The following is a 23,855-nucleotide window of genomic DNA, read 5'->3' as shown; positions in this document are numbered from 1 at the left end:
CTACACGATCCGCTCGGCGGGAGGGGCACATGGCCTGTTCGTTGCACGTGGCCTGGGATGACGCACTGACCTCCTACAACTTCGGCCCGCAGCACCCGCTGGCCCCGGTGCGGGTCGAACTCACCATGGCGCTGGCCCGCGAGTACGGAATCTTCGACCGCTCCAACGTGGCGCTGAGCCCGATCGAGCCCGCCTCCGACGACCTGCTGGGGCTGGTACACCACGCCGACTACATCGAGGCCGTCAAGCGGGCCGGCAAGACTCTGGAGCCCGACGACCCGTACTGCCTGGGCACCTCCGACAACCCGGTGTTCCCTGACATGCACGACGCTTCCGCGCTGGTGGCGGGGGCGTCGGTGCGGGCGGCTTCGTCGGTGTGGAACGGCGAGTCCGAGCACGCGGCCAACATCGCCGGCGGCCTCCACCACGCGATGCCCGGCCATGCCTGGGGCTTCTGCGTGTACAACGACCCGGCGCTGGCCATCGCCTGGCTGCTGGAGCAGGGCGCCAAGCGCGTCGCCTACGTCGACGTCGACGTCCATCACGGCGACGGCGTGCAGACCATGTTCTACGACGATCCCCGGGTGCTGACCGTCAGCCTGCACGAGTCGCCGGCCACCCTGTTCCCGGGCACCGGCCGGCCCACCGAGACCGGCGGGGCCGGGGCCGAGGGCTACGCGGTCAATGTGGCACTGCCCGCCGGCACCAACGACTCCCGCTGGCTGCGGGCGTTCGAGTCCGTGGTGCCGCCGCTGCTGCGCGAGTTCCAGCCCGAGGTGCTGGTCACCCAGCAGGGCGCCGACACCCACGCGCTGGACCCGCTGGCCAATCTGATGCTCAGTGTCGACGGCCAGCGGCGTACCTACGCGGCACTGCACCGGCTGGCGAAGGAGACCGCGGGCGGTCGCTGGGTCGTGCTGGGCGGGGGCGGCTACGAGCTCGTCCAAGTGGTGCCGCGCGCCTGGACCCACCTGCTGGCCGAGGCCTCGGGGCGGCAACTCGACCCCGACCGCGAGACCCCGCAGTCCTGGCGCGGCTTCGTCCGCGAGCGCACTGGCGAGGTCCCGCCGCTGTACATGACCGATGGCCGCACCGTCGAGGTCACTCCGTTCGAGGACGGGTTCGATCCCGACGACCCCGTCGACCAGGCCATCCAGGCCACTCGGCGCGCGGTCTTCCCCAGCCACGGGATGGACCCGAGCCTCTAGGCAGCGGTCCCGGCCGCGCAGTGCGCCGGCGCCGCGCGGCCGCCGGGAGCCGGCGGACCTGCCGGACCTGTCGGCACTGCCGCGGTGGCGGGTTTCGGGTGGACAAGCGCCGCCGATTAAGCCTGGACCGAAACCGGAGCGGCGCGCCTGCGAGCATGCCGGACTGTTAGCAAGCCTCAAAGTTGAATATGTCATGAAAAGGGTATGACGCCTCCTTAGACCGTGCAGGCCGGCGTCCGCACCAAGGGGCCGCCGCCATCACCGGGCCACCGGGTTGAGGGAAAGGGGATCACTGGTGACGCCGCCATCGCGCGCAGAGCTCGTCGCCTATCTCGTGCGTACCGGAATCGCCGGGCACGTCGATACGCCGCGGCAGAACAACCTGCGGCACTACCGGCGGCTGTGCCACAAGGACCCCTACTACCAGTTCGGGCTGACCTTCGGGCACGAGTGGCAGTTCGACGAGGTGCTCGCGCTGATGGCCAAGCGCTGCGGCGTGGTCGCCGACGATGCCCACCAATGGGGGATCGACACCATCGACCCCGACCGCACCGTCGAGGCGCTCGACGCGGTGGCCGACCGCCTCGCCGAGGCCGCGAGCCGCCGCGAACGTGTGATGTTCGCCACTGGGCACCCCAAGAACCTCACGGACACCTACCGCGCCTGGAAAACGGCGCTGGAGAAACGCGGCTGCGAGGTCGTCACCGCCGCCGCCGGCTACTCCTACGAGGTCGCCACGGAGCACCCGCCCAACCGCCGGGTGCTGGTGTGGAAGGACGGTGTGGGCTTTGTGATGGACGGCGGCAGCGCGCGGCACAGCCACCACCCGTTCGCCATGCGGGCGGCGCTGCAGACCCTCGCCGATGAATCCCAACAATGGCCGCAGTTGGTCATCGCCGATCACGGGTTCGCCGGTGCGGCGGGTGAGGCGGGTGTGCCGACGATCGGTTTTGCGGATTGCAACGATCCAGCGCTGTTTCTGGCCGAATACGAGGGAAAGCTGCTGGTCACGGTTCCGCTGGACGACGGCTATGCCCCGCCCGAGTACGAGCCCATGGCCGCATATGTGCTGGCCAGAGCCGGGCTCGCTTAGCTCGCCGCCTAGCCCGCCACCTAAGCCGAGCCGGTTATACCCACTTCCTAAACCTCAGGCGACCCGCGGCACTCATGTAGCTGCAGGGACAGCAAAACCGGCCTTTCAATGCCGTGAACCCGGTTCTACCCTGAAAACGGACGTGCCAGCAGTTACCGAACGACACGCCGGGGCGGCGACCGCTTCGCCGCTCCGGATGGCAGAGGCAGGGACATCCACGCTCACGTCCGGAAGTGAGGGCGGCGGAAGATGAACGGGAGTAAGGCTCCTCTCGACGAGGTCCGGTTCCTGACCGTGGCCGAGGTTGCCACGGTCATGCGAGTGTCCAAGATGACCGTCTACCGAATGGTCCATTCGGGCGCGCTCCCCGCGATTCGCGTGGGGCGCTCCTACCGCGTACCCGAACGTGCCGTGCAGGACTACCTCCGCGAGGCTTTCGTAGAAGCGGGATAGCAACCGGCGGTCTTACCCCGGGGGCGGTGCCACCCCATCGCCCCGCGGGTGAGCGCGGTACTCAGGGCTGCGGCGGCCCCGGTCCCCTTGGGGGTCGGGGTGCCCGTGGCGGTGCCAAAGCGTCTACTACACTTCGTCGTTGACGCACTTGACACCTTGCCACCTCCCCATTTGAGGTTCCGCCGATGCTCTGGAAGTCCCGCGCTCGGGTACTCCCCTTCGCAGCCGCCGCGGCGTTGCTGGCGGTGTTGACCGCCGGCTGCACCCAGGGAACGGCCTCACAGGCATCGGACTCCGGCGGCGGCTCCGAAGAGGACCGCTATGTTGCCGGCGACGGCTCCAGCACCGCTTTCGACCCCGCCGACCGCACTGCCGCGCCCGAGGTCAGCGGCGAAACCCTCGACGGCGATCAGGTCAGCCTGGCCGACTACCGCGGCGAGGTCCTGGTCCTGAACTTCTGGGCCAGCTGGTGCGGCCCCTGCCGCTCCGAGGCCCCGGTCCTCAACGAGATCTACGCCGAGCACAAGGACGACGGACTCGCGTTCCTGGGCGTCAACATCAAGGACAACGCCACCGCGGCCGAGGCCTTCGAGGAAAACCAGGACATCGAGTACCCCAGCCTCTACGACCAGCCCGGCAAGGTGCCCCAGGCGTTCCGCGAAACCGTGCCGCCGGCCGCCATCCCCAGCACGCTGGTCATCGACCGCCAGGGCCGCATCGCCGCCCGGGTCATCGGCGAGACCGGCTACAACGAGCTCAGCGGACTGGTCGAGCCCGTCCTCGGCGAGGACGGCGGCTCCGCGGCGGGCGGCCGCACCGGCGGCGCGCCCACCACCGGCGCCCGCACCGCGGACCCCGCATGATCGCCGATACCGTCCTGCACGGCTCCCTGCTCCTGGCCATCCCGCTGGCGCTGGCCGCGGGACTCGTGTCGTTCCTGTCGCCGTGTGTGCTGCCGCTGGTGCCCGGCTACCTCTCCTACGTCACCGGGCTGAGCGGAGCCGACATCGCAGCCCAGCGCCGCGCCCGCACCGCCGGCGGCAGCGGCGCCGCGGGCAGCGCTGCGGGGCAGCCGGGCGAGGGCGGTGCGCCGGCCGCAACCGTCGACGAGGTCCTGCAGCGCCGCCGCGGCACCATGCTCGCCGGCAGCCTGCTGTTCATCGCCGGGTTCAGCGCGGTGTTCGTGTCCGTCGGAGTCTTCGTCGGAGGGATCGGCGGGCTGCTGCTCGACTACGCCGAGCCGGTCACTCGCGTCCTGGGCGTGGTGACCATCGTGCTGGGCCTGATGTTCATGGGGGCGGTCCCCGGGCTCAACCGCGAGTTCCGCATCCACCGGATGCCCGGCGCGGGACTGGCCGGCGCACCGCTGCTGGGCGTGGTCTTCGGCCTCGGGTGGACCCCGTGCATCGGGCCGACCCTGGCGGCGGTGCAGACCCTCGCCTTCTCCGAAGGCAGCGCGGGCCGGGGCGCGCTGCTTTCGCTGGTCTACTGCCTGGGCCTGGGGTTGCCCTTCATTGGCGCTTCGCTGCTCTACCGGCGTGCACTGGGTGCGTTCGACCGGGTCAAGCGCCACTACCGCGCCATCACCATCGCCGGCGGGGCAATGCTCGTGGTGGTGGGGATTCTACTGGCCACAGGCCTGTGGACCGACATCACCGCGCTCATGCAGCGGTGGGTGGCCGACTACTCGACGGTGATATAGCAGTGCCTTCCGAACAGACCCCAACGTCCGAGGCGGACATCGCCGAACAGGGACGTCCCGCCGATCCCGCGCCCACTGCCGGCCGGCTCTCCGCGCTGGGCTGGGGGCGCTGGGCCTGGCGCATCCTCACCTCGATGCGCACCGCGCTGATCCTGCTGTTCCTGCTGGCGGTCGGCGCCATCCCCGGATCGATGCTGCCCCAGCGGGGGGTGAGCGTCGAGCAGGTGCGCAACTACTTCCTGGACAACCCTGACCTTGCGCCGTGGCTGGACCGGTTCTACCTCTTCGACGTGTACTCCTCGCCCTGGTACGCGGCGATCTACCTGCTGCTGTTCGTGTCGCTGACCGGCTGCGTGCTGCCGCGGGCCCTGGCGCACTACCGCGCCATGCGGGCCCGGCCGCCCCGGACACCGCGCAACCTGAGCCGGATGCCGTACTCGGCGACCTTCACCACCTCGGCGGCGCCCGAACAGGTGATCGGCGGCGCACGCGCCCTGCTGCGGCGCCACCGGATCGAGACCGATACCGGGATACCGGCGGTGACGGGAACCGGCACCGGCGCCCGGGCCGCGGCCACCGCCGATGCCGCCGACTCCGCAGCCGAGTCCACCACCGGCTCCGCCGCCGGCGCACCCGCACCGGAAACCCGCGCGCTGTCGGCCGAGACCGGCTACCTGCGCGAGACCGGCAACGTGCTGTTCCACCTGGCCCTGCTCGCGCTGCTCATCGCGCTGGCCGCGGGGTCCTTCCTGGGCTACCGCGGCAACATGCTGGTGGTCGAGGGCGACGGGTTCGCCAACACGGTGACCTCCTACGACTCCTACTTCCCCGGTAACGCCGTGGACCAGGAGAACCTCCAGCCGTTCTCCTTCACCCTTGAGGACTTCCAGGCGACCTTCGTCAAGGAGGGCAAGGTCGCCGGGCAGGCGGCCTCCTTCGCCGCCGACCTGGCCTACCGCACGGCTCCCGGCGCCCCCGAACGCCACCACAAGCTGGAGGTCAACAACCCGCTGTCGGTGGACGGCGCCCAGGTCTACCTGCTCGGCCACGGCTACGCGCCCGAGTTCAAGGTCGAGAATGCCGAGGGCGACGTGGTGTTCGACCAGCCGGTGCCCTTCATCGCGCGCGAGGAGGGCACGTTCACCTCCGACGGCGTGCTGAAGGTGCCCGACGCAGGCGAGCAGCAGCTCGGATTCACCGCGGTGTTCCTGCCTTCGGCGGCCGAAGGCCCACAAGGCGAGCTGGTCTCCGACTTCCCCGCGCCCCGCGACCCCGTTGTCACGCTCACCGGATACCAGGGCGACCTGGGGCTGGGCGACGGCGGCTCGCAGTCGGTCTACCAGCTCTACACCGACGACATGAGCAAGCTCGGCGATTCGCCCGAACTGCGGCCCGGCGAGTCCTGGGATCTACCCGACGGCGCCGGGACGGTCACCTTCACCGGCTACAGCGACTACATCAGCATGCAGGTCAACAGCAACCCCGCCCGCCTACCCGTGCTCCTGGCCGCGTCAACGGCCGTACTGGGGCTGCTGGCGACCCTGTTCGTGCGGCCGCGCCGGGTCTGGGTGCGGGCCCGCGCCCGAGGGGACGGGCGCACGGTCGTCGAGGTGGCCGGCCTGGGCAAGAGTGAGAACGCCGCACTGACCACGGAGTTCCATCGTTTCGCCACCTCGCTGAGAGACCGGCTGCGGGATGGCCCCGCTACCGAAACAGGCGCAAAGGAGTAGCCGGTGGTGCACACGCTCGCCGCGGACACGGCACTTGACAACCAACTCTCCTCGATCAGCGACAACCTGATCGTCGCAATGATCGTGGTCTATGCGACCGCGCTGTTCCTCTTCGCCATCGAGGCCGCTTACGGCCGCACGCGGCGGCTGCGCGCGAACCGGCTGATGCCGGCCACGGCCGGCTCCGCAGCGGCACCCGCGGCGGCGACCGCGGACGCATCCGGTGCGGCCATCGGCGGTTACGCAGCGCCCGCAGGCACCGCAGGGTTCGACCTCGACGCCGGCGACGGCCCCGCCGCGGACGGCGACGACCTGTCCGTCAGGCTGCGCCGCGACGAGCCCGAGCCCACCGCCGCCCAGCATGTGCTGGGCCGGGTCGCGCTGGTGGTCACCGCCCTGGGTCTCCTGCTCAACCTGGCCCAGATCGTCACCCGCGGCATCGCCGCCGACCGGTGGCCGTGGGGCAACATGTTCGAGTTCGTGGTGGCGATCTCGCTGTGCAGTGTGGCCGCGTTCCTCTTCGCCGCAGTGCGCTACCAGGCCCGTTTCCTGGGCACGTTCGTGCTGGTGCCGGTGGTGCTGCTGCTGGGTATCGCCGCTCGGTGGCTCTACAGCGAGGCCGGCCCGGTCATCCCGGCGCTGCACTCTTACTGGATCGCGATCCACGTCTCGGCGGCCATCATCGCCACCGGCGGGTTCATGGTGGCCGGTGCCGGCGCCGTCGCCTATCTGATGTCGCGCCGCGCCGAGCTCAAGCGGGCGGCGGGGGAGCGGGTGGCCGGCGTGGCCGCCAAGCTGCCGGCCGCCGAGCTGCTCGACCGGGTCTCCCACCGGTTCATCATCCTGGCATTCCCGCTGTGGACGTTCGCGATCATCGCCGGTGCGGTCTGGGCCGACGAAGCCTGGGGCCGGTTCTGGGGCTGGGACCCCAAGGAGGTGTGGTCCTTCATCACCTGGGTCGTCTATGCGGCGTACCTGCACGCCCGGGCCACAGCGGGCTGGCGCGGGTCCAAGGCCACCTGGATCGGGTTGGCCGGGTTCGCCTGCCTGCTCTTCAACTTCTTTGGCGTGAACTACATCTTCAGCGGCCTGCACAGCTACGCCTGACCGGCTGCGCCCGAGCGCCGTCCCTGGTACCGCCTGCGCCGTGCGGGCTGCGCCGCGTGCGTTGGTCGCTCTTGCCGCCGGCGCCGTTGGCATGCTGTGCAGGCCGCGGGGCCGGGGCGGCAACGCCGCGCGATGCGGGGGCGCGGTCGCGGCGGACAGGGCGGCGGCGGTCGCAAAGGCGCTGCGGGGCCCTGCAGCGGCGCACACGAGCGTACGGCCCACCCCATCGGGGCGGGCCGTACGCTCGCGGCGCTCGTACGGCGCGCTAGTCCTCGGGGTTGATGCGTCGGTTCAAACGGCGCAGGAACTCCGGGTCGTCGTCGGGGCCGAGCGGCTGGTCGCGGTCGGACGCCTGGTGGAAGTCCGACGGGTCCAAGTGCTCCAGCGACGTGGTCTGAGCGGTCGTGGCCTCCGCTTCGGGGACGATGGTCTCCCGAGGGCGGCCAAGAAAGAGCCAGAGCAGTGGACCGACCGGCGTGAACAGCACGATGACGATCAGCCAGAGGATCTTGGGCAGGTTGCGCACATCCGCGGCGGGACTGGTGAGCGCGTCGAAGAACGCGTAGACCCACAGCGCGATCGTGAGCAGCGTGATTAGGCCAGCGAGCCACACCATGGTTTCAGCCTATCCGGGATCGTCCACGCACGTGCCGCGGAACGGAGAACGTAGGAGCCCGGTGGCTGACTGGAGCGGGACCACCGTGGGGGCTCCGACGCGATAGGGCGAGTGGGTGGACGTGTGGTCAGGGTGCGGTTTCGGTCGGTTCTCCGTGCAGGAGGGCGCGTACTTCGGACTCACGGAACCGGCGGTGGCCGCCGGGGGTGCGGATGCTGCTGATACGTCCCGATGCGGCCCACCGTGTAACGGTCTTTGGGTCGACACGGAACAGGGAGGCCACCTCTCCGGGGGTCAGCAAGCGTTCGCTTCCTCTTTCCACCTTCACAATCCCCCTTCAGGCCCGCCAGTCGACTTGGGGGGAGGCGGGCGTTTGATCCCCTAGTGTGCATGAGTTAGTCCGTTTCCTCCCTAGTTTTCGTAAAAACAGAGAGGAACTGGGGGCGAGTACGCAATATGTGATCGGAACGTAACCTCCAATTCGGAGTGTCCGATTGAACCCATCCCATGATCGGTTCGGCGCCCCGGACGGGGCATGCGCGACCTGCCGCACTGGGGGTGCGGCAGGCCACCGGTGACCAGCCCGTACCCTGTCATTGAGTTCGGGCCGCGAGCACGCGCACGCGAGCCGCGCAGGTGCTCGGAAGCTCCGGCTGCCTCGCCCAGACCTCAATCTATTGCCGAATGATCCGTTGTGAGGCGGTTTTCATGCGTAGCGTCCTCGCTTACACCGCAGCGCGCCTGCTGCTGTTCGCGGTGGCCTTCGGCGTTCTCTACCTACTGGGGGCCCGAGGGCTGCTCGCCGCAGCGCTGGCGGTGCTGATCAGCGGCATGGTGAGCTATGTGCTGCTGTCGCGGCAGCGCGATGCGATGTCCGGTGTGATCGCTCGCGGAATCGGCAGCATGCGCGGGCTCGGCGCCCGCCTGGAAACCGGCGCTGCCAAGGAGGACGCCGCCCAGCGGGCCGCTGCTGCGGCCGGAACCACCGGCGCGGCCGATCCGGAAGCGGAACCGCAGGACGGCGCGCGGGCCGACAGCGCCGAGAGCCAGGACGTTCCGGATGGGGCAGCTGGTCCGGAGGGCGCAGATGGCTTGGACGACGCGGACGGCGGGCAGCAGGGCCCCCTGCCCGGCGGCTCCCCGCAAGAGGCCCGCTGAACCGTCCGCGTCCTCGGGCGAACCACCGCCGCCGCGCGGACTGCGCGCGAGCCAAGCGGCGGCCCAGCGCGAGATCGGTGGCGATCATGCGGAAATGGCCATCTCAGCTTCAGTGGTTAGGTATTTCCGCATGATCATCGGTGCGCCGGGCGCCACCCGCCGCGCGCGGCGCGGCAGACCCTGTTCGGCCCGGTATGGCCGCGGCCCTAAAGTGGTGCCATGACCCGCGCTGAGCTCGACAAGCGGCCCGCCGACGTCGCGAGCATGTTCGACGGCATTGCCGACCGTTACGACCTGGTCAACGACGTCATATCGCTCGGGCAGGACCGGGCATGGCGCCGTGCGGCGGTGCAGGCCGTCGACGCCCTTGGCGGCGAACTCGTGCTCGACCTTGCCGCGGGCACCGGTACCTCCTCGGAGTCCTTCGCCAAGAAGGGCGCCCGGGTGATCGCCTGCGACTTCTCGCAGGGCATGCTGCGTGTCGGCGCCCAGCGGCGCGGCGGCGCCTCGCGCCGCGGAGTCACCTTCGCGGCCGGCGACGCGCTCGCCCTGCCCTTTGCCGACGACACCTTCGACGCGGTGACCATCTCGTTCGGGCTGCGCAACACCAACGACACCGACCAGGCCCTGCGCGAACTGCGCCGGGTGACCAAGGTCGGCGGCCGCCTGGTGGTGTGCGAGTTCAGCCATATCCCGGTCGGCGCGCTGGACCGGATCTACGGCACCTACCTGATGGGCGCCCTGCCGAAGATCGCGCGGCTGGTCACCACCGAGTCCGCGGCCTACGAGTACCTCTCCGAGTCCATCATGGACTGGCCCGACCAGCGCGCCCTCGCCGGCCGGATGCAGTCCGCCGGGTGGTCGTCCGTCGCCTGGCGCAACCTCACTTTCGGCGTCGTCGCCCTGCACCGCGGCTACCGCCGCGACTGAACCTTCCCTGCTGACGCGGCGGCAGCGGTCACATCGGCCAACCCCGCTGCTCCGGGCCGTCGAGCCGCAGATGGGCACCATCGGCACCGACGGCCACGCTAAACCGGTCTCGTTCGGGTTCCCCCAGACGCAGCCATTCGTTCCAGGCGGCTTCGATCTCGTCCCATATCCGCCGCCTGCCGCCTTGGACGACGCGCCCGTCCTCGCCGAGACCGCCCCAGGAATCATCGGTTAGCAGCCAGTGATGGGGCGCTCCGTCGCTGGTGACGGTCATGATCGCGGCGGCGTCGGGGACGGTGGGCGCGGCGAACCAGCCCAGGTGGTTCTCGAAGTACTGGAGAAGGACCGGGCGGCGATCCGCCTCTATGAGCGCATGGGCCGGATCCGCATTGGAACGTTCACCCACGCGTTCGGCGAAGTGCAGCGGGCTCCTGCACTGGTCTACGCACTGCCCGGCTGACACGGTCCGCCCGCTACCCGTGCCGAGGCCGAGTCGGACGTTTCCGCAGGTCTAAGGTATACGGCCGTCCGGTCTCAGGCGGCGGACACGGCGCGGAGCATCCGCAGTTGGCCGAATTCGGCGGCGTCCTTCATCAGTTCGCCGTTGACCCAACCGATCGTGTGCGCGAGCGTCATGCCGGGTTCGTCGTGCCAGGGGAACGGCGCCGGGGTGTCCAGGTCCGTGCCGGCCAAGCCGTCCAGGGCCGCCAGCCAATGGGTGCGCAGGTCACGCAGCCAGGCGACGGTCGGTTCGCCCGGTCCGGGCCAGGCGATCTCGTGGCGTTCCCGAGGGGCGCGGCCGTGCATGTGGTCGAGGGTGACGCTCCACCACCAGCCGATATGCCAGGTGACCCAGGCCGCCGTGGGCGCCGGAACGGGGTCGGGTTCGGTGTCGGCCCAGTCCGGTTCCCAGCCGCCTTCGGCGTTGCGCCGCATTGTCCAGCACTCGGCCGCGGGTTCCCACAGGAAGTCGTCCTCTTCCACCCGCTCCAAGTGGTACTCGAACAGCGACCAGGTGAACTCGAACTGCCAGCGCAGCAGGGAGAGCGGGGCGGTATCCATGCGGGCATTCTGGCAGCGGGCACCGCCGAGCGCCCAAGGACTTTCGGCGTCCGTGCGCAATGGGGGCTGGGGGATGCCCGACCGGTACGGCGCCGCGGGCGGGCGACGACGGCGGCACCGGGGGTCGGCCGCCCCGCGGCCGCGCCTACACCCGCATCCCGGGCCGCCGTCTTCGGGGTGCCGTGGCCATGGGTTTTCCGTATTTCGATAGTCAGGACAAATGCCAACAAAACGGACGTAGGTGTGCCTTACTTCTCCTGGTAATGCGCCGAACGTCGTTTTTGTCAGCGTAAGGGGCCCATCAAGATGAATGCGCCTTGGGGGTCGCCCCAGCAGCGGGAAAGGTCTAGACTGCCAACCGAGAGCCCTTGTGAAGGACTTCACAAGCGTACGAGTCGTACATAACATCGCAGCCCAGCAGTAATGCAGCCGCAGGCCAGCAGCACACCAGCAGTAGACCGCAGCCAGACCAGCCACCGACCAAGCCGAACCGCACAAGCGTCGCCGCCGGCGCACCCCCGAGGCGCGGAGCCGCGCCAAGTGAGCCAAGGACCAACTCGTGAGCGAGACAGCACCCGCCCTCCTGTCCGTCCGGGGCCGCCCTGAGGCCGAAGCCGACGTCATCGTCGTCGGAGCCGGACCGGCCGGATCCACGGCCGCCTATTACCTCGCGCAGGCCGGGCTGGACGTCCTGCTATTGGAGAAATCCGCGTTCCCGCGCGAGAAAGTGTGCGGCGACGGACTGACCCCGCGCGCGGTCAAGCAGCTCACCGCGATGGGCGTCTCCCTCGACGACAAAGGCTGGATCCGCAACCACGGGCTGCGGATCATCGGCGGCGGCGTGCGTGTCGAACTCCCGTGGCCCGATCTGGCCGAGTACCCCGGCTTCGGCCTCGTGCGCACCCGCGAGGACTTCGACCAGATCCTCGCCGAGCGCGCCGTCTCGGCAGGGGCCCGCCTGCTGCAGAGCACCAACGTCACCGGGCCCGTCATCGACCCGCGCAGCAACCGCATCGTCGGTGTCACCGCCAAGGACCCCGACCGCGAGCCCGTGACCTACCGCGCGCCCCTGGTGGTGGCCGCCGACGGCAACTCCTCGCGGCTCTCGGTGGCCATGGGCATCCGCAAGCGCGACGACCGCCCCATGGGCGTGGCCGTGCGCACCTACTTCACCAGTCCCCGCCACACCGACGACTACCTGGAGTCCTGGCTGGAACTGTGGGACAAGGACCAGGGCCGCGACGTGCTGCTGCCCGGCTACGGGTGGGTTTTCGGAGTCGGCGACGGCACCAGCAACGTCGGACTGGGCATCCTCAACTCCACCGCGTCCTTCCAAGACGTCGACTACCGCTCGCTGCTGCGGCGCTGGACCTCCAGCATGCCCGCCGAGTGGGGGTTCACCGAGGAGAACCAGCAGGGCAAGATCCGCGGATCCGCGCTGCCCATGGGCTTCAACCGGGTGCCGCACTACACCCGCGGACTGATGCTGGTGGGCGACTCCGGCGGCATGATCAACCCGTTCAACGGCGAGGGGATCGCCTACGCGATGGAGGCCGGCCACATGGCCGCCGATGTCATCGCCCAGGCCCACGCGCGCCCCACACAGCAGGCCCGGGAGCGCACACTGCTGCGCTACCCGCAGATCCTCTCCGAAACCTACGGCGGCTACTACACGCTGGGCCGGGTCTTTGTGAAGATGATCGGCAACCCGGAGCTGATGAAGTACGCGACCAAGTACGGCCTGCCGCAGCGCACGCTGATGCGGTTCGCGCTGAAGATGCTCGCCAATCTGACCGAACCCAGCAGCGGCGACGCCATGGACCGGGTCATCAACGGCATGTCCAAAATCGCGCCCGCGGCCTGAGGCGGAGAGACCGCACACCATGTACGACATCTGGCAGCTGCTCGATAGCGAGCACGTGAACGCAATCACAAGCGCGCGTGCACCGGTCGCGCCCGCACGCCCAACCGGCACTGAGGGGAACGCCTAGCAATGGAGCTGTACGCACCCGTTTTCATCCTCGCCGCCATCGGAGCCGCGTTCGTCGCGGTCTCGATGATCGCGGGGGCCATTGCCGGGCCCAAGCGGTACAACCGGGCCAAGCTGCAGTCCTACGAGTGCGGCATCGAGCCCACGCCCCAGCCCGCGGGCGGCGGCCGCTTCACGATCAAGTACTACCTCACCGCGATGCTGTTCATCGTTTTCGACATCGAGATCATCTTCCTCTACCCGTGGGCCGTCCACTTCGACGAACTGGGCGTCTTCGGGCTGATCGCGATGGTGCTGTTCCTGGTGAACGTGTCGATCGCCTACGCCTACGAGTGGCGCCGCGGCGGACTGGAGTGGGATTGACCGCCGCTGCGCGCCCGAGCGGCGCCGAGACACCGAACAACCGCAAACCGACGGACGGGAAAGGGGGGTCGCCGGATGGGCGTTGAGGAGAAGATCCCCAGCGGCATCATGCTGACGACGGTCGAGCAGGTCGTCGGCCTGGTACGCAAGAGCTCGATGTGGCCGGCCACATTCGGGCTGGCCTGCTGCGCCATCGAGATGATGTCGGCCGGCGGACCGCACTACGACATCGCCAGGTACGGGATGGAGAAGTTCGGCGCAACACCGCGCCAGGCCGACCTGATGATCGTGGCGGGCCGGGTCAGCCAGAAGATGGCCCCCGTCGTGCGCCAGATCTACGACCAGATGCCCGAGCCCAAGTGGGTCATCTCGATGGGTGTGTGCGCCTCCAGCGGCGGCATGTTCAACAACTACGCCATCGTGCAGGGTGTCGACCACATCGTCCCGGTGGACATGTACGTGCCCGGCTGCCCGCCCCGGCCCGAGATGCTGTTCGACGCCGTGCTGAAGCTGCACGACAAGGTGCAGAACACCAAGCTCGGCGCGCACCGCAAGGCCGAGATCGAGGAAGAGGAGGAGCGCCGGCTGCGGCGCGAGCTTCCGCTACTGGACACGAGCGAGGTGTCGGGCCGGTGAGCACCAACGGAAACGGCCCCGGGGCCAACGGCCGCAATCCCGAGGAGCCCGAGGAGCAGGCCGACCTGCCCGCCCGCGCCGGCGAGGAACGGCTCAGCGCGCCCGTCGCCCGCACCGGGATGTTCGGCGCCAAGACCACCGGCGACACCTCCGGCTACGGCCTGCTGCAGGTCCGCAAACCGCCCCGCGCGGGTTCGCGGCGGCCGTTCACCGACCCGGACGACCCCCGCACCGCGTCCTTCGACGGGATCGCCGACGCGCTCGAACGCGCGCTGTCCAGCGAGGACACCCCCGGCACGCGGGCCGTCGAACGGGTCGTGGTCGACCGCGGCGAGATCACGTTCCACGTGCGCCGCGAAAACCTGCCCGAGGTCGCCAGGCTGCTGCGCGACGACCCCGCCCTGCGGTTCGAGCTGTGCACGGGTGTCAGTGGCGTGCACTACCCCGACGACACCGGTCGCGAGCTGCACGGCGTCTACCACCTGCGCTCGCTGACCCACAACAACGAGATCCGGGTGGAGACCGCCTGCCCCGACGCCGACCCGCACATCCCCTCGATCGTGTCGGTCTACCCCACCAACGACTGGCACGAGCGCGAAGCCTGGGACTTCTTCGGGATCGTCTTCGACGGGCACCCCGCGCTAACCCGCATCGAGATGCCCGACGACTGGCACGGCCATCCCCAGCGCAAGGACTACCCGCTCGGCGGGATCCCCGTTGAGTACCGCGGTGCCACCGTCCCGCCGCCGGACGAGCGGAGGTCATACCAATGACGAATGTCACAGAGGACTACATCGACGCCTCCGGCGGCGACTGGGAAGAGGTCGTCGCAAAGGCGCAGAGCAGCGGCGCCGAGCGCCTCGTGGTCAACATGGGCCCCCAGCACCCCTCGACGCACGGCGTGCTCCGGCTCATCCTCACCCTCGACGGCGAGACCTGTACCGAGGCGCGGGTGGGCATCGGCTACCTGCACACCGGCATCGAGAAGAACATGGAGTTCCGGACGTGGACGCAGGGCACCACGTTCGTGACCCGCATGGACTACCTCACGCCGATCTTCAACGAGGTGGCCTACTGCCTGTCGGTGGAACGGCTGCTGGAGATCGACGACCGCATCCCCGAGCGCGCCAACGTCATCCGCGTGCTGATGATGGAGCTCAACCGGATGTCGTCGCACTTCGTGGCGATGGCGACGTTCGGCATGGAACTGGGCGCCACCACCATCATGACCAACGGGTTCCGCGAGCGCGAGCTGGTGCTCGACATCTTCGAGCTGATCACCGGCCTGCGGATGAACCACGCCTACATCCGCCCCGGCGGCGTGTCCCAGGACCTGCCCGACGGCGCGGTCGGCAAGATCCGCGAGCTGCTCGACGAGATGCCCAAGCGCATCGAGATCCTGCGCAAACTGCTCGACGCCAGCCCGCTGTACCTGGCCCGCACCCGCGACGTCGCCCACCTGGACCTCGCCGGGTGCATGGCCCTGGGTGTCACCGGCCCGATGCTGCGCGCCTCGGGTCTGGCCTGGGACCTGCGCAAGGCCAAGCCCTACTGCGGATACGAGAACTACGACTTCGACATCCCCGTGTCCGACGGCGGTGACGTCTACGCCCGCTACCGGGTGCGCGTGGCCGAGCTGGAGCAGAGCCTGCGCATCATCGAGCAGTGCCTGGACCGGCTGGAGCCCGGACCGGTGATGGTCGACGACCCCAAGATCGGCTGGCCCGCCCGCCTGGAGCTCGGCGGCGACGGCCTGGGCAACTCGCCCGACCACATCGCCCACATCATGGGCGGGTCGATGGAGGCGCTGATCCACCACTTCAAGCTCGTGACCGAAGGCTTCCGGGTCCCGGCAGGGCAGTCCTACGCGGCCGTCGAGAGCGCCAAGGGCGAGCTCGGCAGCCACACCGTCAGCGACGGCGGCACCCGCCCCTTCCGCGTGCACTTCCGCGACCCCTCCTTCACTCACCTGCAGGCGGTCGCGGCCATGTGCGAAGGCGGCACCGTGGCCGACGTCATCGCCGCGGTGGCCAGTATCGACCCCGTGATGGGAGGGGTGGACCGGTGAGCAGCACCTTTACCGAAGAGGTCCGCGCGCGGCTGGAGGTCGACGCCAAGGACGTCATCGCGCGCTACCCGCGCGAACGCTCAGCGCTGCTTCCGCTGCTGCACCTGGTGCAGGCAGAGGAAGGCTACGTCTCCACCGCCGGTATCCGGTTCTGCGCCGAACAACTCGGCCTGACCACGGCCGAGGTCACCGCCGTGGCGACCTTCTACACCATGTACAAGCGCCGCCCCACCGGCGAATACCACGTCGGGGTGTGCACCAACACGCTGTGCGCGGTCATGGGCGGCGACGAGATCTTCGCCTCCGTCAAGGAGCACCTGGGCGTCGGCAACGACCAGGCCACCGACGACGGCCGCGTCTCCGTCGAACACGTCGAGTGCAACGCGGCCTGCGACTTCGCGCCGGTCGTGATGGTCAACTGGGAGTTCTTCGACAACCAGACCCCCGAGTCGGCCAAACGCCTCGTCGACGACCTGCGCCTGGGCAACGACGTACGCCCCACCCGCGGCCCCGAGCAGCTCTGCACCTGGAAACAGGCCAGCCGCCTGCTCGCCGGGTTCTCCGACGGGCGCGGCGGCGAAGGCACCCAGGCCGGCGAACCCTCCCTGGAGGGACTGCGGCTGGCGCAGCGGCGCGGCTGGACCGCGCCCGAGCCGGGCGCCGCCGGCGGCGACGAAGGGAGCGCGAAGTGACCACCCTGACCCCGGTCCTGTCCGCCAACTGGGACCGCCCCGACTCCTTCACCCTGGAGGGCTACCGCGCCGGCGGCGGCTACCAGGCGCTGCGCACCGCGCTGACCATGGAACCCGACACGCTCGTGGACCTGGTCAAGGCATCGGGCCTGCGCGGGCGCGGCGGCGCCGGGTTCCCCACCGGGATGAAGTGGGGGTTCCTGCCCAAGGACAACCCCAACCCCCGCTACCTCGTCGTCAACGCCGACGAGTCCGAGCCGGGCACCTGCAAGGACGTCCCGCTGCTGCTCGCCAACCCGCACGCGCTCATCGAGGGCGTGGCGATCTCGGCCTACGCCATCCGCAGCAACCAGGCGTTCATCTACGTGCGCGGCGAGGTGCTGCACGTCATCCGCAGGCTCAAGCAGGCCGTCGAACAGGCCCGCGAAGCCAACCTGATCGGCCCCGACATGCTCGGCAGCGGGTTCGACCTGGACGTGGTGGTGCACGCCGGCGCCGGCGCCTACATCTGCGGCGAGGAGACCGCGCTGCTGGACTCGCTGGAGGGCTACCGGGGCCAGCCGCGGCTCAAGCCGCCGTTCCCCGCGGTGGCCGGGCTTTACGCCTCGCCCACGGTCGTCAACAACGTCGAGTCGATCGCCAGCGTCCCCAGCATCGTGCGCAACGGCGCCGAGTGGTTCACGTCCATGGGCACCGAGAAATCCGCCGGATTCGGGTTCTTCTCGCTGTCGGGCCACGTGCGCCGCCCCGGCCAGTACGAGGCGCCGCTCGGTGTCACGCTGCGCGAACTGCTCGACATGTCCGGCGGGATCCGCGAAGGCCACGAACTGAAGTTCTGGACACCCGGCGGATCCTCCACCCCGATCTTCACCCACGAACACCTCGACACCCCGCTGGACTTCGAGTCCGTGGGCGCGGCCGGGTCGATGCTGGGCACCCGCGCCCTGCAGATCTTCGACGAGACCACCTGCGTGGTGCGCGCCGTCGGCCGCTGGATCGAGTTCTACGCCCACGAATCCTGCGGCAAGTGCACGCCCTGCCGCGAGGGCAACTACTGGATGGTGCAGGTGCTGGACCGCCTCGAACGCGGCGAGGGCACTGAAGCCGACCTGGAGAAACTGCTCGACATCTGCGACAACCTGCTGGGCCGCTCCTTCTGCGCGCTCGGCGACGGCGCGGCCAGCCCGGTGATGTCCTCCATCAAGTACTTCCGCCAGGAGTACATCGACCACGTCACCCAGGGCGGCTGCCCGTTCGACCACCGCAAGTCGACCCTGTGGGGAGGCACCGCATGACCGGCCAGTCCGCGGCCGCCGCAGGAGCGCCGCCGGCGCAGGAAGGAGAGGAGGAGCAGTGACCGTCACGACCAACAGCGCCTCGGGCGGCACACCGGCCGTGCCGCCGGAGGACCTCATCACCGTCACCATCGACGGCTTCCAGATCCAGGTCCCCAAGGGCACACTGGTGATCCGCGCCGCCGAGCTGCTGGGCATCCAGATCCCGCGCTTCTGCGACCACCCCCTGCTGGAGCCGGTGGGCGCCTGCCGCCAGTGCCTGGTCGAGATCCCCGACGCCGGCAACGGGCGGGCGATGCCCAAACCGCAGGCCTCCTGCACCATCACGGTCATGGAGGGCATGGTCGTCAAGACCCAGCTCACCTCCGAGACCGCCGAGAAGGCCCAGCGCGGGATCATGGAGTTCCTGCTGATCAACCACCCGCTGGACTGCCCGGTCTGCGACAAGGGCGGCGAGTGCCCCCTGCAGAACCAGGCGATGTCCAACGGGGGCGGCGAGACCCGCTTCCTCGACACCAAGCGGACCTTCCCCAAACCGATCGCGCTGTCCTCCCAGGTGCTCCTGGACCGCGAGCGCTGCATCCAGTGCGCCCGCTGCACCCGGTTCTCCGCGCAGATCGCCGGCGACCCGTTCATCGAACTGCTCGAACGCGGCGCCGACGAGCAGGTCGGTATCGCCGAGGGCGAGCCGTTCCAGTCCTACTTCTCCGGCAACACCGTGCAGATCTGCCCGGTCGGCGCGCTGACCGGCGCCGCCTACCGGTTCCGCTCCCGGCCGTTCGACCTGGTCAGCACGCCCAGCGTGTGCGAGCACTGCGCCGCCGGGTGCGCCCAGCGCACCGACCACCGGCGCGGCAAGGTCACCCGGCGCCTGGCGGGCGACGACCCCGAGGTCAACGAGGAGTGGAACTGCGACAAGGGCCGGTGGGCGTTCAAGTACGCCAGCCAGTCCGACCGGCTCGACCACCCCCTCGTGCGCGACGAGGACACCCGCGCCCTGGAGACCGCGTCCTGGCCCGAGTCGCTGACCCTGGCCGCGCGCGGCCTCGCGCAGGCGCGCGACCGCGGCGGCCGTGTCGGCGTGCTCACCGGCGGGCGGCTGACCCTCGAAGACGCCTACGCCTATGCCAAGTTCGCCCGGGTCGCGCTGCGCACCAACAGCGTCGACATGCGGGCCCGCCCCCACTCCGCCGAGGAGGCCGACTTCCTGGCCGCCCGCGTGGCGGGCACCGGCATCGGCGTCACCTACTCCGACCTGGAGAACGCCCCGGCGGTGCTGCTCGCGGGCTTCGACCCCGAGGACGAGTCGCCGGTGGTGTTCCTGCGGCTGCGCAAGGCCCACCGCCGCAACGGCACCCGCGTGTTCTCCCTGGCCTCCCACGAGGTACGCGGCCTGACCAAGGCGGGCGGGCGGCTCGTGCCCGCGGCACCCGGCGCGGAACCCGGGGTACTGGACGAACTGGGCAACGCCGACCCCGAGGCGCTGGAGGCGCTGCGGCAACGGGGGGCGATCATCCTGGCCGGCGAACGGCTGGGCGCGGTCCCCGGAGCGCTGTCCTCCGCGGCGCGGCTGGCCGACCGCACCGGCGCCCGCCTGGCCTGGGTGCCGCGCCGGGCCGGTGAACGCGGTGCCGCCGACGCCGGGGCGCTGCCCAACCTGCTGCCCGGCGGACGCCCGGTCACCGACGCCACGGCCCGCGCCGAGACCGCCCGCGCCTGGGGCGTGGGCAGCCTGCCCGAACGCGAGGGCCGCTCCACCGGCGAGATCATCGAGGCGGCCGCCTCGGGCGAACTGGAGGCGCTGGTCATCGCCGGTGTCGACCTGGACGACCTGCCCGACCCGGCCGCCGCCCGCGACGCACTGGCCCGCGTGCCCTTCGTCGTCAGCCTGGAGATGCGGGCGAGCAACGTCACCGACCGGGCCGACGTGGTGCTGCCGGTGGCCGCGGTCGCCGAGAAGAGCGGCAGCTTCGTCGACTGGGAGGGCCGCCGCCGCCCGTTCGGCGACGCGCTGAAGAAACCCGGGCTCCTCTCGGACCTGCGGGTGCTCTCGGCGGTGGCCGACGAGATGGACGTGCACCTGGGCCTGCCCGACGACGCGGCAGCGCGGCGCGAACTCGACGAACTGGGGGGCTGGGCCGGCGAACGCGTGCCCGATCCGCTGGCCCGCCCCGCCAAAGCGCCCGAGCCCGGCAAGGGCGAAGCGGTGCTGTCGTCCTGGCGCCAGCTGCTGGGCCGCGGCCGGATGGAGGACGGCGAGCCCTACCTCGCCGGGACCGCGCGCCCGGCCCTGGCCCGCGTCTCGGCCGCCACCGCCGCGGAGATCGGGCTGGCCGACGGCGGCCGGCTGCGGGTCAGCGGCCCCGGCGGCTCGGTGAGCGCGCCCGCCATCGTCACCGCAATGCCCGACCGGGTGGTGTGGCTGCCCGAGAACGCCCAGGACTGCGACATCCACCGCGACCTGGGCGCCGCCGCCGGAACGGTGGTCGCCATCAGCGCCGACGCCGCCCCGGACGCCGCCGCCGACACAGCCGGCGCAGCGGCCGTGGCCGACACCGCCGTGGAAGCCAAGATGACCGCGACGAGTGCGGGGAGCGACCAGTGATGACGACCGCGCAGGCCGGCGCGGCGGTGCCCATGGCCGCCGAGGCCCAACTGGATGCCTTCGGCACCGACCCCTGGTGGATCTCGCTGATCAAGGCGTTGGCGATCTTCGTCTTCCTGATGGTCTGCGTGCTGATGATGATCATGGCCGACCGCAAGGTCATGGGCCGCATGCAGCAGCGCCACGGCCCCAACCGGTTCGGTCCACTGGGGCTGCTGCAGTCCCTGGCCGACGGGGTCAAGCTGTCGCTGAAGGAGGATCTGATCCCGCGCGGTGTCGACCGCGCCGTCTACATCGCGGCGCCGATGATCGCCGCGGTACCCGCGTTCATGGCGTTCTCGGTCATCCCGATCGGGCCCGAGGTCAACCTGTTCGGGGTGCAGACCCCGCTGCAGCTGACCGACCTGCCCATCGCGGCACTGCTGGTGCTGGCCACCGCGGCCGTGGGCGTCTACGGGATCGTGCTGGGCGGTTGGGCCTCGCAGTCGCCCTATGCCCTGCTGGGCGGGCTGCGCGCCTCGGCCCAGGTCATCAGCTACGAGATCGCGATGGGCCTGTCCTTTGTGGCGGTGTTCATGTACTCGGGCACCCTGACCACCTCGGGCATCGTCGAGGCGCAGCGCCCCGTGTGGTTCGCGGTGATCCTGCTGCCGTCGTTCCTGATCTACCTGGTCACGATGGTCGGCGAGACCAACCGGCTGCCCTTCGACCTCGCCGAGGGCGAAGGCGAGCTCGTCGGCGGGTTCATGACCGAGTACGGGTCGATGAAGTTCACGATGTTCTTCCTCGCCGAGTACGTGAACATGGTGACCGTCGCCGCGGTCTCGGTGACCTTCTTCCTCGGCGGCTACCTCGCACCGCCGCCGCTGACCATGTTCTGGGCAGGCGCGAACGAGGCCTGGTGGCCGGCCCTGTGGTGGCTGCTGAAGTTCCTGTTCGTGATGTTCCTGTTCATCTGGGTGCGCGGCTCGGTGCCGCGGATCCGCTACGACCAGCTCATGCAGCTCGGCTGGAAGATCCTCATCCCCGTGCAGCTCGTGTGGATCACCGCCGTGGCGTTCGTGCGCATCCTCGGCAACGAGGGCGCACCCGCCTGGGCGATCGCCGCGGTCGTGGCGGTCTTCAGCGCCATCACCGTCGCCGTGCTGGTGGCCTGGGCCCGCTCGGTGCGGCGCAGGCGCGCCGCCGAGGCCGAAGAGCGCCGCAACGAGCTGCGGCTCATGCGCGAAGACCCCGCCTACGGAGGATTCCCCGTGCCACCGCCCAGCGCACCCCACTACGGCAGCAGTGTGCCGGCCGAGGGGCCCCGCTACGTCCCGCGTGCCCCCGACGACAAGCGTGAGGAGGTTACCGGTGCTTGACTGGCTCAACCCCGTCAAAGGGTTCGGCGTCACCTTCCACACCATGTTCACGAAGGTGCCGACCACCAACTATCCCGAGGTCAAGCGCGCGACCGCGCCCCGCTTCCACGGTCGGCACCAGCTCAACCGCTGGGCCGACGGCCTGGAGAAGTGCATCGGGTGCGAGCTGTGCGCCTGGGCCTGCCCGGCCGACGCGATCTACGTGGAGGGCGGCGACAACACCGAGGAGGAGCGCTACTCCCCGGGCGAGCGCTACGGGCGCGTCTACCAGATCAACTACCTGCGGTGCATCCTGTGCGGACTCTGCGTCGAGGCCTGCCCCACCCGGGCGCTGACCATGACCAACGAGTACGAGATCGCCGACGACGAGCGCGAAAGCCTCATCTGGACCAAGGAGCAGCTCCTCGCGCCGCTCACCGAGGCCATGGAGGCGCCGCCGCACCCCATGCGGCTCGGCGACACCGAGGAGGAGTACTACCGCAGCGGTGCCACCGCGGCCGAGGCCGCCGTGCCGCCCCGGCCCGAGGGTGAGGCGAGCAGGTGAACGCCGACATCCTCACCGGCGCCTCCGCCGCGCCGGGCAACCCCATCGGCGGCGGCGAGGCCGCCATCTTCTGGGTCCTGGCCACCGTGGTGGTCCTCGGCGCCATCGGCGTGGTCTTCAGCCGCAAGGCCGTGCACTCGGCGCTGATGATGGCGATGGTCATGCTCGGCCTGGCCGTCTTCTACGGGATCAACCAGGCGCCGTTCCTGATGGTCGTGCAGATCGTCGTCTACACCGGCGCGGTGCTGATGCTGTTCCTGTTCGTGCTGATGCTGGTCGGCGTCAGCTCGGCGGACTCCCTGGTCGAGACGTTGCGCGGGCAGCGGGTGCTCACCGCGGTGGTCGCGGTGTGCTTCCTGGGTGCGCTGACGCTCGGGCTGACCCGCATCACCGCCGCCGACCCGGTCGGGCTGAGCGCGGGCGCGGCCGCGGCCGGCGGCAGCGTCCCCTGGATCGCGAGCGAAGTGATCTACCGCTACATCATCGCCTTCGAGGCCACCGGTGCGCTGCTGATCACCGCGGTGCTCGGCGCGCTCGTGCTTGCCCACGTCAACCGGCTGAAGAAGCGCCGCACGCAGCGGGTGCAGTCCCGCGAGCGCATCCGCGGCGACCACCCCACACCGCTGCCCGGGCCCGGCACCTACGCACGCCACAACGCCATCGACATGCCGGCGCTGCTGCCCGACGGCTCGGTCTCGGAACTGTCGCTGAACCCGGTGCTCACCGCCCGCGACCCCGAACTGCAGTCGGGCGTGCCCGAGGACTTCCGGCTGGGCGCCATCCCGCAGGCCGGCGGCGCCTCGGATTCGGCCGGCTCCAAGGAGGCCGACCCGCTCGGCCCCGCCGAGCCGGACGCGGACGAAGGCGATGCCGGTGGGACCGACGGCGCCGACGGAGCCAACGGAGCCAACGGACAGGAGGCCGAGCCCACATGGACCCGATGAACTACATCGTGCTTGCCGCGATCGTGTTCACGATCGGCGCCATCGGTGTGCTGGTGCGGCGCAACGCCATCATCGTGTTCATGTGCGTGGAGCTGATGCTCAACGCCTGCAACCTGGCGTTCGTCGCCTTCGCCCGCATGCTCGGCGACATCGAAGGCCAGGTCATCGCGTTCTTCGTGATGATCGTGGCCGCGGCCGAGGTCGTGGTGGGCCTGGCGATCATCATGCAGATCTTTAGGACCCGCAGGTCGGCGTCGCTGGACGACGCCAACCTGCTCAAGCACTAGAAGGCGACGTG

At 70.2% G+C, this 23,855-nt stretch carries 25 protein-coding genes; 21 read left to right on the top strand and 4 right to left on the bottom strand.

The genetic code is table 11. The features are described from left to right. The first annotated feature begins 29 nt into the window (after nucleotides 1–29). The 7 genes from ACYVD5_RS05765 (at nucleotide 30) to ccsB (ending at nucleotide 7,293) form a co-directional block, all read left to right on the top strand. Nucleotides 30–1,208 (top strand): acetoin utilization protein AcuC, encoded by a 1,179-nt coding sequence (locus ACYVD5_RS05765; RefSeq protein ID WP_460999860.1) that lies wholly within the window; start codon nucleotides 30–32, stop codon nucleotides 1,206–1,208. A gap of 295 nt (nucleotides 1,209–1,503) precedes the next feature. Next, nucleotides 1,504–2,301: a phosphatase gene (locus ACYVD5_RS05760; protein ID WP_460999859.1), complete on the top strand. Its 798-nt coding sequence runs from the start codon at nucleotides 1,504–1,506 to the stop codon at nucleotides 2,299–2,301. Nucleotides 2,302–2,550: 249 nt separating this feature from the next. Further along, nucleotides 2,551–2,754, top strand: coding sequence for a helix-turn-helix domain-containing protein (locus ACYVD5_RS05755; RefSeq protein WP_460999858.1), 204 nt, complete (start codon nucleotides 2,551–2,553; stop codon nucleotides 2,752–2,754). Nucleotides 2,755–2,939: 185 nt separating this feature from the next. After that, the gene (locus ACYVD5_RS05750) at nucleotides 2,940–3,617 is read left to right on the top strand and encodes a TlpA family protein disulfide reductase (RefSeq protein WP_460999857.1); all 678 of its coding nucleotides are present in this window, start codon (nucleotides 2,940–2,942) and stop codon (nucleotides 3,615–3,617) included. Further along, complete coding sequence (locus ACYVD5_RS05745; RefSeq protein WP_460999856.1) at nucleotides 3,614–4,456, top strand: cytochrome c biogenesis CcdA family protein; 843 nt, start codon at nucleotides 3,614–3,616, stop codon at nucleotides 4,454–4,456. Before ACYVD5_RS05750 ends, ACYVD5_RS05745 begins: the two co-directional genes overlap by 4 nt. Before the next feature lie 2 nt (nucleotides 4,457–4,458). Then, nucleotides 4,459–6,186: a cytochrome c biogenesis protein ResB gene (resB, locus tag ACYVD5_RS05740; RefSeq protein WP_460999855.1), complete on the top strand. Its 1,728-nt coding sequence runs from the start codon at nucleotides 4,459–4,461 to the stop codon at nucleotides 6,184–6,186. Nucleotides 6,187–6,189: 3 nt separating this feature from the next. After that, the gene (gene ccsB / locus ACYVD5_RS05735) at nucleotides 6,190–7,293 is read left to right on the top strand and encodes a c-type cytochrome biogenesis protein CcsB (RefSeq protein ID WP_460999854.1); all 1,104 of its coding nucleotides are present in this window, start codon (nucleotides 6,190–6,192) and stop codon (nucleotides 7,291–7,293) included. A 265-nt stretch (nucleotides 7,294–7,558) separates the two neighbouring features. On the opposite strand, the gene ACYVD5_RS05730 is transcribed toward ccsB, so the two are convergent. Both ACYVD5_RS05730 and ACYVD5_RS05725 read right to left on the bottom strand, forming a co-directional pair. Then, nucleotides 7,559–7,909 (bottom strand): PLD nuclease N-terminal domain-containing protein, encoded by a 351-nt coding sequence (locus ACYVD5_RS05730; RefSeq protein ID WP_460999853.1) that lies wholly within the window; start codon nucleotides 7,907–7,909, stop codon nucleotides 7,559–7,561. Nucleotides 7,910–8,036: 127 nt separating this feature from the next. After that, on the bottom strand, nucleotides 8,037–8,237 hold the full coding sequence (locus tag ACYVD5_RS05725; RefSeq protein WP_460999852.1) for a BldC family transcriptional regulator: 201 nt from the start codon (nucleotides 8,235–8,237) through the stop codon (nucleotides 8,037–8,039). 380 nt (nucleotides 8,238–8,617) lie between these two features. Here ACYVD5_RS05725 and ACYVD5_RS05720 point away from each other — a divergent pair, with 380 nt between their 5' ends. Both ACYVD5_RS05720 and ACYVD5_RS05715 read left to right on the top strand, forming a co-directional pair. Next, the gene (locus ACYVD5_RS05720; RefSeq protein WP_460999851.1) at nucleotides 8,618–9,067 is read left to right on the top strand and encodes a DUF4229 domain-containing protein; all 450 of its coding nucleotides are present in this window, start codon (nucleotides 8,618–8,620) and stop codon (nucleotides 9,065–9,067) included. Nucleotides 9,068–9,286: 219 nt separating this feature from the next. Next, complete coding sequence (locus ACYVD5_RS05715; RefSeq protein WP_460999850.1) at nucleotides 9,287–9,997, top strand: demethylmenaquinone methyltransferase; 711 nt, start codon at nucleotides 9,287–9,289, stop codon at nucleotides 9,995–9,997. A gap of 28 nt (nucleotides 9,998–10,025) precedes the next feature. Here the strand turns inward: ACYVD5_RS05715 and ACYVD5_RS05710 are convergent, their stop codons facing one another. Both ACYVD5_RS05710 and ACYVD5_RS05705 read right to left on the bottom strand, forming a co-directional pair. Further along, nucleotides 10,026–10,403: a hypothetical protein gene (locus tag ACYVD5_RS05710; RefSeq protein WP_460999849.1), complete on the bottom strand. Its 378-nt coding sequence runs from the start codon at nucleotides 10,401–10,403 to the stop codon at nucleotides 10,026–10,028. Between the two features lie 128 nt (nucleotides 10,404–10,531). Next, nucleotides 10,532–11,059: a DinB family protein gene (locus tag ACYVD5_RS05705; protein WP_460999848.1), complete on the bottom strand. Its 528-nt coding sequence runs from the start codon at nucleotides 11,057–11,059 to the stop codon at nucleotides 10,532–10,534. Nucleotides 11,060–11,618: 559 nt separating this feature from the next. On the opposite strand from ACYVD5_RS05705, the gene ACYVD5_RS05700 reads away from it, so the two are divergent. The 12 genes from ACYVD5_RS05700 (at nucleotide 11,619) to nuoK (ending at nucleotide 23,844) form a co-directional block, all read left to right on the top strand. Beyond that, the gene (locus ACYVD5_RS05700) at nucleotides 11,619–12,923 is read left to right on the top strand and encodes a geranylgeranyl reductase family protein (protein ID WP_460999847.1); all 1,305 of its coding nucleotides are present in this window, start codon (nucleotides 11,619–11,621) and stop codon (nucleotides 12,921–12,923) included. Nucleotides 12,924–13,052: 129 nt separating this feature from the next. After that, entirely contained in the window at nucleotides 13,053–13,412 is a 360-nt protein-coding gene (locus tag ACYVD5_RS05695; RefSeq protein ID WP_460999846.1) for an NADH-quinone oxidoreductase subunit A, read from the top strand. A gap of 75 nt (nucleotides 13,413–13,487) precedes the next feature. Next, nucleotides 13,488–14,048, top strand: a complete 561-nt coding sequence (locus tag ACYVD5_RS05690; RefSeq protein WP_460999845.1) for a NuoB/complex I 20 kDa subunit family protein — start codon at nucleotides 13,488–13,490, stop codon at nucleotides 14,046–14,048. A 65-nt stretch (nucleotides 14,049–14,113) separates the two neighbouring features. Beyond that, entirely contained in the window at nucleotides 14,114–14,821 is a 708-nt protein-coding gene (locus ACYVD5_RS05685; protein ID WP_461000035.1) for an NADH-quinone oxidoreductase subunit C, read from the top strand. Beyond that, complete coding sequence (locus tag ACYVD5_RS05680) at nucleotides 14,818–16,116, top strand: NADH-quinone oxidoreductase subunit D (RefSeq protein WP_460999844.1); 1,299 nt, start codon at nucleotides 14,818–14,820, stop codon at nucleotides 16,114–16,116. The genes ACYVD5_RS05685 and ACYVD5_RS05680 overlap by 4 nt, the downstream gene beginning before the upstream one ends. Then, the gene (gene nuoE / locus ACYVD5_RS05675) at nucleotides 16,113–16,808 is read left to right on the top strand and encodes an NADH-quinone oxidoreductase subunit NuoE (RefSeq protein ID WP_460999843.1); all 696 of its coding nucleotides are present in this window, start codon (nucleotides 16,113–16,115) and stop codon (nucleotides 16,806–16,808) included. The genes ACYVD5_RS05680 and nuoE overlap by 4 nt, the downstream gene beginning before the upstream one ends. Beyond that, nucleotides 16,805–18,103 (top strand): NADH-quinone oxidoreductase subunit NuoF, encoded by a 1,299-nt coding sequence (gene nuoF, locus ACYVD5_RS05670; RefSeq protein ID WP_460999842.1) that lies wholly within the window; start codon nucleotides 16,805–16,807, stop codon nucleotides 18,101–18,103. Before nuoE ends, nuoF begins: the two co-directional genes overlap by 4 nt. Nucleotides 18,104–18,161: 58 nt before the next feature. Beyond that, nucleotides 18,162–20,708, top strand: a complete 2,547-nt coding sequence (locus ACYVD5_RS05665) for an NADH-quinone oxidoreductase subunit G (protein WP_460999841.1) — start codon at nucleotides 18,162–18,164, stop codon at nucleotides 20,706–20,708. Beyond that, a complete protein-coding gene (nuoH, locus tag ACYVD5_RS05660; protein WP_460999840.1) occupies nucleotides 20,708–22,069 on the top strand; it encodes an NADH-quinone oxidoreductase subunit NuoH in 1,362 nt (453 codons plus the stop codon). The genes ACYVD5_RS05665 and nuoH overlap by 1 nt, the downstream gene beginning before the upstream one ends. Further along, the gene (nuoI, locus tag ACYVD5_RS05655) at nucleotides 22,062–22,613 is read left to right on the top strand and encodes an NADH-quinone oxidoreductase subunit NuoI (protein ID WP_460999839.1); all 552 of its coding nucleotides are present in this window, start codon (nucleotides 22,062–22,064) and stop codon (nucleotides 22,611–22,613) included. The genes nuoH and nuoI overlap by 8 nt, the downstream gene beginning before the upstream one ends. After that, nucleotides 22,610–23,557, top strand: coding sequence for an NADH-quinone oxidoreductase subunit J (locus tag ACYVD5_RS05650; RefSeq protein WP_460999838.1), 948 nt, complete (start codon nucleotides 22,610–22,612; stop codon nucleotides 23,555–23,557). The genes nuoI and ACYVD5_RS05650 overlap by 4 nt, the downstream gene beginning before the upstream one ends. Then, a complete protein-coding gene (gene nuoK / locus ACYVD5_RS05645; RefSeq protein WP_040275013.1) occupies nucleotides 23,545–23,844 on the top strand; it encodes an NADH-quinone oxidoreductase subunit NuoK in 300 nt (99 codons plus the stop codon). The genes ACYVD5_RS05650 and nuoK overlap by 13 nt, the downstream gene beginning before the upstream one ends. Nucleotides 23,845–23,855: the final 11 nt, after the last annotated feature.

This window comes from Streptomonospora sediminis, from assembly GCF_054778995.1.
This window is presented reverse-complemented; position numbering and strand designations above follow the sequence as displayed.